Origin of the sequence: Streptomyces sp. NBC_00207, from assembly GCF_045160965.1 — a bacterium.
Classification (GTDB): Bacteria; Actinomycetota; Actinomycetes; order Streptomycetales; family Streptomycetaceae; genus Streptomyces.
The window spans coordinates 2,647,697-2,660,858 of the sequence record NZ_CP130715.1; the positions used below are offsets into that span (position 1 = coordinate 2,647,697).

At 72.8% G+C, this 13,162-nt stretch carries 12 protein-coding genes; 3 read left to right on the plus strand and 9 right to left on the minus strand.

Annotated elements, in window-relative coordinates:
• Nucleotides 1–23 precede the first annotated feature (23 nt).
• From OG472_RS12680 to OG472_RS12695, 4 genes are all read right to left on the minus strand, one after another.
• Complete coding sequence (locus tag OG472_RS12680) at nt 24–503, minus strand: hypothetical protein (protein ID WP_401608997.1); 480 nt, start codon at nt 501–503, stop codon at nt 24–26.
• Nucleotides 504–600: 97 nt separating this feature from the next.
• The gene (locus OG472_RS12685; protein WP_405941427.1) at nt 601–1,488 is read right to left on the minus strand and encodes a S1 family peptidase; all 888 of its coding nucleotides are present in this window, start codon (nt 1,486–1,488) and stop codon (nt 601–603) included.
• Between the two features lie 135 nt (nt 1,489–1,623).
• Nucleotides 1,624–2,301 (minus strand): DUF1684 domain-containing protein, encoded by a 678-nt coding sequence (locus tag OG472_RS12690; protein WP_405829506.1) that lies wholly within the window; start codon nt 2,299–2,301, stop codon nt 1,624–1,626.
• 77 nt (nt 2,302–2,378) lie between these two features.
• The gene (locus tag OG472_RS12695) at nt 2,379–3,689 is read right to left on the minus strand and encodes a DUF5685 family protein (protein WP_405941428.1); all 1,311 of its coding nucleotides are present in this window, start codon (nt 3,687–3,689) and stop codon (nt 2,379–2,381) included.
• Nucleotides 3,690–3,974: 285 nt separating this feature from the next.
• On the opposite strand from OG472_RS12695, the gene OG472_RS12700 reads away from it, so the two are divergent.
• Nucleotides 3,975–4,424, plus strand: a complete 450-nt coding sequence (locus tag OG472_RS12700; protein ID WP_319731194.1) for a cell division protein SepF — start codon at nt 3,975–3,977, stop codon at nt 4,422–4,424.
• A 9-nt stretch (nt 4,425–4,433) separates the two neighbouring features.
• Here the strand turns inward: OG472_RS12700 and OG472_RS12705 are convergent, their stop codons facing one another.
• Together OG472_RS12705 and OG472_RS12710 are read right to left on the minus strand one after the other, a co-directional pair.
• On the minus strand, nt 4,434–5,606 hold the full coding sequence (locus OG472_RS12705; protein WP_401608987.1) for an acyl-CoA dehydrogenase family protein: 1,173 nt from the start codon (nt 5,604–5,606) through the stop codon (nt 4,434–4,436).
• A 175-nt stretch (nt 5,607–5,781) separates the two neighbouring features.
• On the minus strand, nt 5,782–7,437 hold the full coding sequence (locus tag OG472_RS12710; protein ID WP_405941429.1) for an MFS transporter: 1,656 nt from the start codon (nt 7,435–7,437) through the stop codon (nt 5,782–5,784).
• A 284-nt stretch (nt 7,438–7,721) separates the two neighbouring features.
• Between OG472_RS12710 and OG472_RS12715 the strand changes: the two genes are divergently transcribed.
• Together OG472_RS12715 and OG472_RS12720 are read left to right on the plus strand one after the other, a co-directional pair.
• A complete protein-coding gene (locus tag OG472_RS12715; RefSeq protein ID WP_405941430.1) occupies nt 7,722–8,837 on the plus strand; it encodes a hypothetical protein in 1,116 nt (371 codons plus the stop codon).
• A gap of 239 nt (nt 8,838–9,076) precedes the next feature.
• The gene (locus OG472_RS12720) at nt 9,077–10,153 is read left to right on the plus strand and encodes a phosphatase PAP2 family protein (protein ID WP_405829515.1); all 1,077 of its coding nucleotides are present in this window, start codon (nt 9,077–9,079) and stop codon (nt 10,151–10,153) included.
• 284 nt (nt 10,154–10,437) lie between these two features.
• Here the strand turns inward: OG472_RS12720 and OG472_RS12725 are convergent, their stop codons facing one another.
• From OG472_RS12725 to OG472_RS12735, 3 genes are all read right to left on the minus strand, one after another.
• Entirely contained in the window at nt 10,438–11,418 is a 981-nt protein-coding gene (locus tag OG472_RS12725; RefSeq protein ID WP_401608976.1) for a helix-turn-helix transcriptional regulator, read from the minus strand.
• Between the two features lie 64 nt (nt 11,419–11,482).
• Entirely contained in the window at nt 11,483–12,013 is a 531-nt protein-coding gene (locus tag OG472_RS12730) for a hypothetical protein (RefSeq protein ID WP_401608973.1), read from the minus strand.
• A 126-nt stretch (nt 12,014–12,139) separates the two neighbouring features.
• Entirely contained in the window at nt 12,140–12,931 is a 792-nt protein-coding gene (locus OG472_RS12735) for a transglycosylase family protein (RefSeq protein WP_405829517.1), read from the minus strand.
• Nucleotides 12,932–13,162 lie beyond the last annotated feature (231 nt).

Below are 13,162 nucleotides of genomic sequence, written 5' to 3' on the forward strand. Positions count from 1 at the left end.
CGGCCCGATGGTGGGGGCGTGGCTCAGTCCCTGGCCACGCCCTCGCGCCAGATGACGGTGACCGGCTTGCCGAGCGCCCGCGCGTAGGCGACGATCTCGCCGGTGCCGCCGTGCCCGCGGGCGGGCTGCCCGTCCCAGACGGCGACGAGGCGGTCGCAGGAGTCGGCGATGTAGGTGCCGGCGGCGTAGTAGGCCTCGTCCGTGGAGCGGGCGAAGTCCATGCGGATCTCCTGCGTGGCACGGCGCTTGAGCCGCCGGTAGCGGGCCAGGGCCTCCGCGCCCTCGAAGCCGTCCTCGTAGTCCCCGCTGGGGATCACCACGGTCAGTCCCGCGCCGCATTCGAGTGCGATGGCGGCGAACAGCTGGTCCGCCCCCTCGGCGAGACTGGAGAAGGCCTCCAACGGCCCTTCGTGGCCGCCCAGTACGGCGCGCAGACCGTTCTCCACATGTCCGAGCACCGCATCCGGAATGGACCGGTGTCCGGTCACGCCGATACGTTTCATGCAGAAACCTGCCTCCCCCGGCGGACACGCACCCCTGCACATCCTCCCAGAAGGCGGGAGGACGTCCAGGGGTGCGACGGGGGCGCGTGAGGCACCGTCAGTAGACGCTGACCCCGTAGGCGTTGAGGGCCTCGACCACGGGCTGGAAGAAGGTCGTTCCGCCCGAGGAGCAGTTCCCGCTGCCGCCGGAGGTGAGGCCGACGGCGCGGGTGCCCGAGTAGAGCGGGCCGCCGCTGTCGCCGGGCTCGGCGCAGACGTTGGTGCGGATCATGCCGTAGACGATGTCGCCGCCGCCGTAGTTCACGGTGGCGTTGAGGCCGGTGACCCGGCCGCTGTGGATGCCGGTGGTGGAGCCGCGCCGGGTCACGGACATGTTGACCGTGGCGTTCACGGCGCTGGTGATGTCCTGGCTGCCGACGGTCCCCGGGGGCACCGGCGTGTTGCTCGCGTACTTGATGAGGCCGTAGTCGTTGGTGGGGAAGCTGGAGCCGGTGGTGGTGCCGAGCACGGTGGTGCGGGCGGAGTTGGTCCACCAGGTGCCCGCGCCGTCGGTGCAGTGCCCGGCGGTCAGGGCGTAGTAGTTGGCGCCGCTGCGCACGTTGAAGCCGAGCGAGCAGCGCCAGCTGTTGGCATAGATCGCGTCGCCGCCGGAGGCCAGTTTGGTGAGCTTGCCGGGGGTGCGCTCGATGCGCAGCGCCCCGGCATCCGCTCCGGCCTCGCGCTTGATTCTTTCGATGGCGGCGGCGGAGACGGTGGAGTCGGCGGTGACCACGAGGGTTCCGGTGGCGGTGTCGGTGTGCCAGGCGGTACCTCCGACGTTGGCGCGCAGCACGGATGCGCTGGCCGACTCGAGCCGGTCGGCGCTGAATCCGCCGCCGTCCCGGGGGTCCGCGGTCGCCGCCGTGGGGACGGCGAACGCTGCGGCGGCGGCCAGGCCGGTGGCCGCCGCGAGCAGCCTGGTACGGGTCATGCGCTTGATCCTCACTTCTCGTCCTCCTGGAGAGGGTCGGGGGCCCGGCGGATGTGGGGGTGCCTGAGCCCGTGAGGCGCAGCCGGGGGCACGGCGGGCGCATGAACTTTGGCCGTGCCCCTGACAAGCGCTGTCGGGAGTGTCCTGTCGTCAGATACCGGTCGCAAGAGCGGCTTTCAGCCTCCGCCGGCCGGCCGCCACCTCGAAGGGCAGCGTGTTCCCGGGCGGCGGAAACGGACGGATGAAGTGGTCCGCGAAGGCGCAGGGGGGCAGCGGCGACCGGTTGAAATCCACGGTGACGGCCCCGCCTGCGTCCGGTATGCCGGGCTTCAGGAAGCGGAAGCGGTAGCTGGACCGACCGCCGGTGGCATCGCCGAACGCGGCCCGGAGGCTGCCGTCGTCCTCGTCCACGGCGACCTGGAGGGTGTGCTCGGCGCCCTGGAAGGGGAAGGTCGGCTCCCCGCCGAGGCCGAGTCCGCGGGCCCGCCCGTCGGCGTTCTCCACCTGGACCCTTCGGTCCTCGGGGTACGGCCGGAAACCCCCGTCGGCGGCCAGTACGGCGTCACCTGTGAAGGGCTCGCCGTCGAGGCACAGGGCGTCTTCGGCGGTGGCGGTGAGCGCCGCGCCGCCGTCGGTCGCGCGCCAGAGCCCCGGGACGGCCGGAATTCGACCTTCCGGGTAGTCGGCGAGCCTGGGGGTCCCCCCGGACGGAGTCTGGGGGAAGGTGCCCGTCAGCGCGAGGGGACCGTAGGGGGCGGACACGGCCGCGGCCCTGCCCTCGTGCCGTGTCCGCCGGGCGGCATGCGGATCGTCTGCGTCGTCGCTCATCCCGCTCACCCCTTCCACACGGGTCCGGACGGGAACCCCCTCGTACGCCGTCCGGACCTGTGAAACCTGAAAGAGCCTCAGCAGTCGCAGCCGCAACAGTCACAGCTGCAGCAGCCGTCGCCACCGCCGCCACCGCTCCCGCCGCCACCGCCGGAACCATTGGTGCCGTTGCAGCAGTCGCAGCAGTCGCAGGCGTCGCACCACGGGTCCCGCTTCTTCCGGGACCACGGGCCCTCGTGCTCGGTGCAGCACATCTGGCAGGTGCAGAACAGCCCGAGGGCGACCGCACAGCCGGCGAGCAGTCCGCGGCGGGGCCGCTGCGGCGGCGGCGCACCGCCGAATCCGCCCGGGCCCGTGGGCGGCATCCCCGGCCCGCCCGCTCCGCCCGCTCCGCCGCCGTACGGAGTCCCCCCGTACGGAGCCCCGCCGTACGGGTTCTGGCCGTACGGGTTCCCGCCCTGGCCGCCGTACGGCTGGCCCCCGTAGGGGTTGCCGCCCTGCCCGGCGGAGGCGGTCGCGGTGTGCGCGCAGCTGCCGGTCCCGAAGGCCCGGTCCACCGAGGTGCGCAGCTCGTGCACGAGCAGCCGGTGGGCGAGCCCCGCGTCCGCGAACTCGACCTCGCCCAGGGCGAGCCTGATCCCGTGCAGGGCGTCGTCGCAGAGCCGGCGGGCCTCGGTGAGCGAGGTGCCGGTTGCGGCGAGCGGGTTCCAGGCGCCCGCCGCGGCGTCGGCGCCCCGGTCCTCCACCGCGTCCAGCAGGTGCGCGAGCCGGCCGAAGTACCGGCCCGCCTCGGCCAGCGCCGGGGCGTTGCCTGGCCGTCCGGCCAGCTGCGCGGTATGGGCGAAGGCGGCGGCCGTCGCGGTCTCCGTCGGCTCGGTCACCACGAGCACGGGCGTGCCGGGGCCCGCCAGCGTCTCGATGCCCGCCTGCCGGTCCACGGCGTCGACGAGCACCGCCGTGTCGAAGCCGAGCGAGGCCCCGGTGCGGGCGCCGGCGCGGTCCCAGCCCCGGGCCACCTTGCGCGCGGCCGCGGCGATGGGTGCGCGGGCCAACAGCCCGTCCCGGTCCGCCACGTGGTCGCGCACCTTCGCGGAGGCGAGGACGAGCGAGACCGCGGCCGCGAGCCGCGCACCCTCGCCCTGGGCGACCGAGGCGGTGCGCATCCCGCGCAGCGGGCAGGGCCCCGCGGTGCGGCGGGCGTCGGGCGCGGGACCCGACTGAGCCTCCGTCAGAACGGAGACGAGCAAGCCGTCATAGTTCGTGACGATCCGGGCGAACTGCCCGTGGTCTCCGCGAAGTGCCAGACACAGCCCGCACAGATGGGCCATCCACTCCGCCTTGAACCGCTCCCCCAGCCGGTGCGTGCAAGGTCTGACGATGCCGAACAAGCTGCTTCCCCCGTGTGTCGTACGCGTACCTGCCGGGCATCGTAGCGAGCCGCGTCCTTCACTCGAACGTCCCCATCGCTCACCCGCACGGCGGCAGTGGTCGTATTTTCACTCAGTCAGCAGTGGTAGCCACCAGGATCCTTGACCGTGCAACGGATGTTCTGCACCAGTACCGTCACGAAACCCCTGCGCGGCGGCTATCCACTTGGCGCGTTGTCAGCATCATGGACGAGCATAGGGGCAGCGGAGAGAAGACAGACTGACCGCGGTGAAAGGAGGCAGTCCATGGGTTCGGTGCGCAAGGCGAGTGCCTGGCTGGGTCTCGTGGAGGACAGCGACGACGAGCGCTACTACGACGACGACTACGCGGAGGCCGCCCAGGGTTCGGTGGCCGGCCCCGGTGAGCAGTGGGTCACCGACCCGCGGGTGAAGGTGGCCTCCGAGTCGGCCGTGGAGCACGGCCGCCGGATCGCGACGGTCACCCCGGACGGCTTCCGTGACGCGCGCGGCATCGGCGAGCTGTTCCGCGACGGGGTCCCGGTCATCGTGAACCTGTCCTCGATGGACCCGGGCGACGCGAAGCGCGTGGTCGACTTCGCGGCCGGCCTGACCTTCGGGCTGCGCGGATCGATCGAGCGGGTGGCGACCAGGGTCTTCCTGCTGACCCCGGCCGACACCCAGATCGTGAGCGGCGAGCCCGGCGGCCGCTCGCGCGACTTCTTCAACCAGAGCTGAGCAGGGCGATCACCGGAAGGCGTCGAGACCGGTGAGCGCCTTGCCCAGCACCAGCTGGTGCATCTCGACGGTGCCCTCGTAGGTGAGGACCGATTCGAGGTTCGTGGCGTGCCGCATGACGGGGTATTCGAGCGAGATCCCGTTGGCACCGAGGATGGTCCGCGCGGTACGGCAGATGTCGATGGCCTCGCGGACGTTGTTGAGCTTGCCGAAGCTGATCTGCTCCGGCCGCAGGGTGCCCGCGTCCATCCGCCGGCCCAGGTGGTGGGCGAGCAGGATGCCCTTGTGGAGTTCCAGGGCCATGTCCGCCAGCTTGGCCTGGGTGAGCTGGAAGCCGCCGATCGGCCGGCCGAACTGCTCCCGCGTCTTCGCGTAGTCGAGCGCCGCCTCGAAACTGGCGCGGGCCGCACCCATGGAGCCCCAGACGATCCCGTACCGCGCGTGGCTGAGACAGCCGAGCGGCCCCTTGAGCCCCTTCACCGACGGCAGCACGGCATCGGCGGGCAGCCTCACGTCGTCCATGACGAGTTCACTGGTCACGCTGGCCCGCAGGGACCACTTGTGCTTGATCTCCGGCGCGGAGAACCCGGCGGTGTCCGTCGGGACCGCGAATCCGCGGATCCCCTCGTCGGTCTGCGCCCACACCACGGCCACGGCGGCCACCGACCCGTTGGTGATCCACATCTTGCGCCCGTTGAGCACCCAGTCCGTGCCGTCGCGCTTGGCGTACGTGCGCATCGCGGCGGGGTCCGAGCCCACATCGGGCTCGGTCAGCCCGAAGCAGCCGATCAGCTCGCCGGCGGCCATCCCGGGCAGCCAGCGCTGCTTCTGCTCCTCGGAGCCGTACTTCCAGATCGCGTACATGGCCAGCGAGCCCTGCACGGAGACCAGCGAGCGGATGCCGGAGTCGGCGGCCTCCAGCTCCAGGCAGGCGAGGCCGTACTGCACGGCGGTGGCCCCGGCGCACCCGTAGCCTTCGAGGGACATCCCGAGCGCCCCGAGGGCCCCGAGCTCGCGGGCCAGCTCCCGGATCCCGGGCAGCTCGCCGTCCTCGTACCACTGGGCGATGTTCGGCAGCACCCGGTCGGCGGCCCAACTCCGGACGGTGTCCCGGACGGCGAGGTCCTCGGGCCCGAGGAGCTCGTCGAGCCCGAGCGGATCATGGGGCAGGAACGCGGACACGGGGCCTCCCGGCGGCCTGAGTACAGAACCTAGCAACGCAAGTTTTTGCGCCCGCCCGACGCTATTAGCCCTCGCCGCCCAAATCCAGCCCCGACCTTTGAGCCCGGCCGGTCAACTTCAGCCCCGCCGGCGTTTGAGGCGCGGGGGCTCGGGGGCAGCGCCCCCGCAACGGCGATCAGCCCGCGTGCTCGACCGACGCCGGAGCCGCGCACGGCTCGCCCTTGGCCTGCGCGGGCAACCGCACGGCATCCCCCGCCGCCCCGCCCTCCGCGGCCCCGCACTCCATGGCCCGCGGCAGCTTCAGCGCCATCACCGCCCCCGCGAACAACAGCGCCGCGCTCACCAGCAGCGTCACGTGCAGCCCGTGCACGAACGAGTGCCGCGCCGCCGCGTACAGCGAGGCCCCCGCCGGCCCCCCGAGGTGCGCGGCGATCTGATAGGCCTCGCCGAGGGAGTTCGCCGCGCCCGCCGCGTCCGCCTTCGAGACCCCCGGCACCCCCGCGAGCCCCGGCCGGTACGCCGCGTTCATCACGCTGCCCAGCAGCGCGATGCCGATGCCCGCGCCCAGCTGGTAGGAGGTCTCGCCGATCGAGGCCGCGCCGCCCGCGGTGGCCGCCGGGGCCTCGCTCAGCATCGACTCGTACGCGGCGAAGAGCGTGGTCTGCAGTCCGAAGCCGAGCAGGATGAAGCCGACGGTCAGCAGCAGCGGCCGGTCGTGCTGGCCCATCAGCGTCAGCAGCAGCACGGCGAAGGCCGTCAGCAGGAAGCCCAGCGAGACCATCGTGCGCGGCCCGACCCGGCCCAGCGTGTACGACCCGGTGGCGCCCGCGGCCATGGCGGCGAAGGTCAGCGGCAGCAGCCGCAGGCCCGTCTCCAGCGGGCTGAGTTCCAGCACCAGCTGGAGGTACTGGACGGCGATCAGCTCCAGGCCGACGAGGGCCAGCATGGCGAGCACGATGCAGGCCACGGAGGTGGAGAAGGCGGCGCGGGAGAACATCCGCATGTCGATCAGCGGGTGCGTCCGCCGCTTCTGCCGCCGTACGAACAGGACGAGCAGCACCGCGCCCAGCAGCAGCGGGACCACGGCATGTGCGTCCAGGAGGTGGCGTTCGGCGCCGAGCCGCTTGATGCCGAGCACCGAGCCGAGTACCCCGGCGGCGGCCATCAGCGCGCCGACCACGTCCCACGGCCCGTCCGCGGAGCCTCGCGATTCGGGCAGCAGCCAGCGTCCGAGCGGAAGGATCAGCGCCATCAGCGGGATGTTGATGAGGAAGACCGAGCCCCACCAGAAGTGCTGGACGAGGAAGCCGCCGAGCACCGGCCCGCTCGCGGCGCCGACCGCGGCGACGGCGGTCCAGATGCCGATGGCCAGGGCCCGCTCGCGCCGGTCGGGGAAGACCTGGCGCAGGATCGACAGGGTGGCGGGCATGATCATCGCGCCGCCGATGCCCAGCAGGGCGCGCGCGGCGATGAGGACCTGGGCGTTGTCGGCGAGGGCCGCTATCGCGGAGGCCACGCCGAAGAGCCCGTAGCCGAGGAGGAGGATGCGGCGGCGCCCGACCCGGTCGCCGAGGGTGCCGAAGAGGATGAGCAGCGAGGCGCAGACCAGCGGGTAGGCGTCGACGATCCAGAGGAGTTCGATCGAGCCGGGGCGCAGGTCCTCGGTGACGGAGGGGACGGCGACGTGCAGGATGGTCGCGTCGAGTGCGACGAGGACCAGGCTGACGCAGAGAACGGCCAGGACGACCCAGCGGTTGGCTCCGCCGGAGGCCGCGCTGAGCCGCTGCCAGGGCGAAGGGGTCCTGACCCCGGCCGCGTTCGTCCCCGACATGCATGTACCTCCCAGGTGATCCCTCGCGCTCGGCGGACCAGCGTCTTGTGGAGCCACGGGGGGTGGTGCGCTGTGCGGCGTCCAACGGGGTCCGGCATCGACACGCGAGTGAACGGTCAGCGTACGCGAGTTCGTCCGCCCGACACGTGGCCAAGCTCTCATCCCGGTGACGGCCCCGGTGTGGCGTGCGCCACTCGCCCCTCCCCCGATGCCTCCCCCCGCGTACACGCGCGCTCACGGCCCGTGGTTCTCGGAACCGGCAGGTCCCGGCGCCACCGATAATCATGCCCGTGAAAGATCTTGGATTTCGCCGGGCCGCGCCCGCGCTGGCCGTCTTCGCGGCGGTCCGGCTGCTGGGGCTGACCGTGCTCGCGGTGTGGGGCGCGGCGGCCGGCAGCAGCCCGCACACGCTGCTGTCGGCCCGCTGGGACTCGCTCTGGTACGCCCGCATCGCCGCGGAGGGGTACGGGTACGAGGTGGCCCTCCCGAACGGGGACGTCCACTCGAACCTGGCGTTCTTCCCGCTGCTGCCGTGGCTGGAGCGGCTGGTGTCGGCGGCGACCGGCCTGTCGTACGGCTCCGCGGGGCTGGTGGTGTCGGCGGTCGCGGGGCTCGCCGCGGCCTGGGGGATCTTCGCGGTGGCCGATCTGCTCCACGGCCGCCGGGCCGGGGTGTTCGCGGTCGGGGTCTGGGCGGCGCTGCCCGTCGGGATCGTGCAGTCGATGGCGTACAGCGAGTCGCTGTTCACCGCGCTGGCCGCCTGGGCCCTGTACGGGGCCCTGCGCGGCCGGTGGCTGACGGCGGGGCTGCTCGCGGCGGGTGCGGGGCTGACCCGCCCGGTCGGTGCGGCGGTGGTAGCGGCGGTATGGGTGGCGGCGGTCCTGGCCTGGCGTCGCGGTGAGCGGTCCTGGCGGATGGCGGCGGGCGCGCTGCTGGCTCCGCTGGGAGCGGCGGCGTACGTGCTGTGGGTCGGCGCGCACACCGGGGGCGGGCTGCTCGGGTACCTGGACGTGCAGGCCGGCTGGGGCAACGGCTTCGACGGGGGCTGGGCCTTCGCCCGGTTCGTCGGCGCGAAGCTGGCCTCGTCCGCTTTCCCCGCAGGGGTGGGGCTGATCGCGGGGGTGGTGCTGGTGCTGTGGCTGTACGCGACGGGCGTGCGGCAGCGGCAGCCGGCGCCGCTGCTCGTGTACTGCGGGATCGTCGTGGCCCTGGCGCTGTGCGCTTCCGGGTACTTCGGCTCCAAGCCCCGGCTGCTGCTCCCGGCCTTCCCGCTGATGCTGCCGCCGGCGCTGGCGCTGGCCGGGTGGCGGACCCGGCGGGCCGCCCTGGTGCTGGGCGCGGCGGCCCTGGTCTCGGCGCTCTACGGGGCGTTCTGGCTGAACGGGTCGGGGCCTCCCTAGAGCCCCCGCATAACGGAATGAATCGTTCCCATCCATCTTTCAGCAAAAGAAATGATCTGCGGCAATAAAGTTCGGGTAAGTGACCGAAACAATTTCCGGGACAGTGGATCACCCCGGTTCCAACCACTGCCGAAATACCGCGAATTAAGCACCGCGTGAGACCAACTCCACATCACATGGTCATCACAAAGCCCGCGATTCGCCCGGGCCGACCAGCGGCGCGCGGTAACGTCGATTGAGTGCGTACCGACCAAATCCTGACCCGTCTGGAGCGGGTGTTCGCCCGGCTGGACCGGGAACCAGAGCGACCGGCTCATCTGCAAACCCCGCAGATGAGCCGGCACCGCGTCGTACTCCTGGGATCGACCCTCGTCTTCTATCTCGCAATCGTGGTGGCCGTACTGACCACTTCGTGGCTGGTCCGCCTGGACTGGCAGATCATGTTCTTCCGGCCCTACGAACAGTGGCCGCAGGTACACGCCTTCCTCGACTACCTCGTCGTGCTCGGCCAGCGCGGACCCACCGCGGTCATGGTCGCCGCCTGGCTCGGCTGGCGCTGCTGGCGCCAGCACACCCTGCGCCCGCTGATCACCCTCGGCGTGGCGCTGCTCCTGCTCAACGTCACCGTCGGGTCCGTCAAGCTCGGCCTCGGTCGGCTCGGCCCGCACTACGCCACGGAGATCGGATCCGCCGAACTCTTCGCGGGCGGCGATATATTTCCTTCCGGCCACACCGCCAACGCCGTTGTGACCTGGGGGATCCTGGCCTACCTGGCCTCCACCGTGGTCACCCGGCGGGTGCTGTCCGTGGTGTCCGCGGTCGTCTCCCTGAGCGTCGGCGCCACCACCGTGTACCTCGGCACCCACTGGGTCAGCGACGTTCTGCTCGGCTGGTCCGCGGGGCTGCTGATCCTGCTGGCCCTGCCCTGGTTCGAGCCGCTCATCGCCCGGAGCGAGGCCTACGTCTTCGAACTGCGCGAGCTGCTGCGCCGCCGTGCCGAGACCGGACGGATGCCCGCACCGGTCGTCTCCGCACTCACTCCGCTGCTCTCCGCGGGCGGCAAGTGGCAGTTGCGGCGCGTCGACGGCCCCGTCGTCGAGGAGCCGGTTCCGGTTCCGGTTCCGGTCGCCGCCGCGGCCGGTGCCGGCGCGGCGCACTCCCCGGCCCCCCGGCCCGCCGCGCACCCTGCCGCGGCCCGGCCGCACCTGATCCGCTCCGAGCGGACCCCGGTCACCCCGGTCGGCAGCCGCCGCCCGGCCCACACCGAGCGGGCCGCCACCCGGGGGGCGGCCGCCCGCCCGATCGCCGGCGGCTGACGGATCCACCGCGGGGCGGTACGCACCACCTCACCCCGCGACACGAGGCGGGCCCGGTCTCACCGACCGGGCCCGCCTTCGTCGTTCGTCAGCGCCGCGCCCGGACGTTCGTCCGTCCCGGGTCACGCTTGTGTCACAGAATATCAACAGCCGCAAATTGTTTTCCGAACCGCGACACGCCCGACGTGCAAGGACTTTGGAATTTCCGCCGAGCGGCCCGGAATTCGCGGCGGACATTGCCACGGCCCTCATGGACCAGACCAGCTGAATCCCCCTCAGGTCCGCTACATTTCCTTCACTTCTCCTGGCTCCACGGCCCTCCCCAGGAGATCCCGCGCCGCCCTGATCCGGTCCGTCAGCTCCGGCGGCTCGACCACTTCGAACTCACAGCCGAGCAGCATGATGTGAATCACCAGAACGTCCAGGTTCACCCCTCCGGTCCGCAGCAGACAGCTCTGCCCGTCGACCGGTTCCAGGACTCCGTCGCTCGGCCCGACGATCCGTCCCGCCTCCTGTGCCGAAACCTTCAGCCGCACCACCGCGCGGGCGGCGTACACCCGCTGCGACACGCCCTCGGCAACGTACGCGGCAAGGTCCTCGGCGGGCGGCGGGCGCGGGGTGAACCGCGGTCCGTGCGGCGGTCTGGGCTCGATCCGGTCGGCGCGGAAGGTCCGCCACGCGTCCCGGTCCAGGTCCCAGGCGACCAGGTACCAGCGCCGCTCGGTGCAGACCAGCCGGTGCGGCTCGACGGTGCGGCGGCTGACGTTGCCGTCGTGGTCCCGGTAGCCGAAGCGCAGCCGCTCACCGTCACGGCACACGGAGGCCAGCTCGGTCAGCACCGAGGCGTCCACGGTGGACCGCTCGGCCCCGCGCAGCATCGGCACGGTGAACTCGTTGAGCGCGGACACCCGGCGCCGCAGCCGCGAAGGCAGCACCTGCTCCAGTTTCGCGAGGGCGCGTACGGAGGCCTCCCCGATCCCCTCGACCCCGTTCCCCGCGGCGGTCCGCAGCCCGACGGCGACGGCCACGGCCTCGTCGTCGTCCAGCAGCAGCGGTGGCAGCTCGGCTCCCGCCCCCAGCTGGTAGCCGCCGCCGGTCCCGGGGCTGGCGTTCACCGGGTACCCCAGCTCCCGCAAGCGGTCCACGTCCCGCCGGACGGTGCGCGCGGTGACCCCGAGGCGCTCCGCGAGACCGGCCCCGGTCCATTCGCGGTGGGCCTGCAACAGGGACAGGAGGCGCAGCAGTCGTGCGGAGGTGTCGGGCATTACCCGAGTCTGCCAGCGGAGTCCGGCGGCGCGGAGCCGCGGGACCCGGCCGGGCAGCGGGTGCTCAGCAGGGCGGCGCCGGCGCGTCGTGGCCGCTGAGCTCGATCAGCCCGCACAGGCTCTTCAGCGACACCTTCCAGACCCCGTCGTCGAGCACCGCGACCCCCTTGCTGTCCTCCAGCGCCGGGATGCCGCCGACCAGCAGGTCGTACGTCACCTTGGCCTCGGTGGGCGAGGTGAAGGTGATGTCCTTGATCTCCACGGAGGTCTCGGGGGTGTCGGCATCGGCGTCGGCCCCGAAGAGGCCCAGCAGTACGGCGAGCATCTCACCGTGCTGCAGCAGCTCGGCCTTCTCCTTGACGGGGGTGTCCGGGTCGAAGAAGGTGGCCCAGTTCTTCTCGATCTGTGCCTTGGCGGCCTCGGGGTCCGCCGGGCCGTCCACGGCCGGCACGGCCGGGGCCACGGCCGCCGGCGGGCCCGGAGCCGCCCGTTCTCCCGGCCCGGAGGCCGAGGACCATCCCACGACGGCCGGTACGGCCAGCAGGACTGCGGCCGCCGCGCAGGCCGCGGCCCGAGGGTGTCTGCTCTGGACCATCTGACTCACCACCGGAGTCCGGGCGAGCCGTTCGGCTCGGTCCTTCCAGGGTCAGCGCCTCCATGACATCCCGCAACGCGCGAGGCGTGCCGTACCGCGCCGCGGGGGTGTGGTGTGGTGCGGGGCTCAGCCGCGGGCCGGAGCCTTGGCGGGCGGCGGCGCAGGCACGGCGGGGGACGAGGCGGCCGGCCCGGCGGGAACCGGCCCGCCCACGGGCTCCGGCCTCGGCTTCGTCTGCGGCTCCTGCTCCGGCCCCGGCTTCAGCTCCGGCCTCGGTTTCGGCTCCGGCCGCGGTTTCGGCTCCGGCCTCGGCTGCGGTCCCGGCTCGGGGACCGCCAGCAGCATGCCCACCGCGATCGCCTCCGGCCGCGGCCCGATCAGCTCCCGGTTCGCCTCGTACAGCGTTTGCCACCCGCCCCGCACCCCGTGCTTGCGTGCGATCGACACCAGCGTGTCCCCGGCCCGCACCGCGTGCATCCGCCCCGCCAGCCCGTACCGCTTCGAGCACACCGGCCACGCGTTCCACCCCTGCGTGCCGAGGAGGTCCTCCGCGACCCTGATCTGCTGTCCGCGGGTCGCGAGGTCGGCCCGCAGGGCGAACGCCAGCCCCCCGTACTCCTCCCAGGTCGGCTGCCGGAACTGCAGCCCGCCGTAGAAGCCGTTGCCCGTGTTGACCGCCCACCGTCCGCCGCTCTCGCAGTCGGCCACGCAGTCCCAGGGCCACTCCCCGCCCGGTCCGCAGTCCCCCGGCCCGCTGCCGATCATCCCCGGCGAGCCGGGGTGCGCGGCTCCCGCCGGTCCGGGCGCGGGCGGTGGCGGAGCCGCGGCCGCCGGGCCGCAGGGAGGTACGAGCACCAGCACGGCGGCGGCAAGGGCGACGCAGAAGGCGGCGGCCCGGCGGATCCGGAGGTTGGGCATCGGGTCACGCTACGCAGCCCCCTGCGGCCCCCTCCGGCCCGCCACGCGGCGGTTCACCGCACCCCACCCGGTCGGCCGACCCGCCACCCCGGCGCCAAACGACCAGACCCGGCTGCCAACTGAGCACAACCAGAAAACAGTTGGCACGAAAACAACGCCCCGGTCGGACGGTTCACTCTTCCGGGGGCCCGGTTCGATTCCGTTCCCTCCAATGGCGTGACCCCGGCCGCC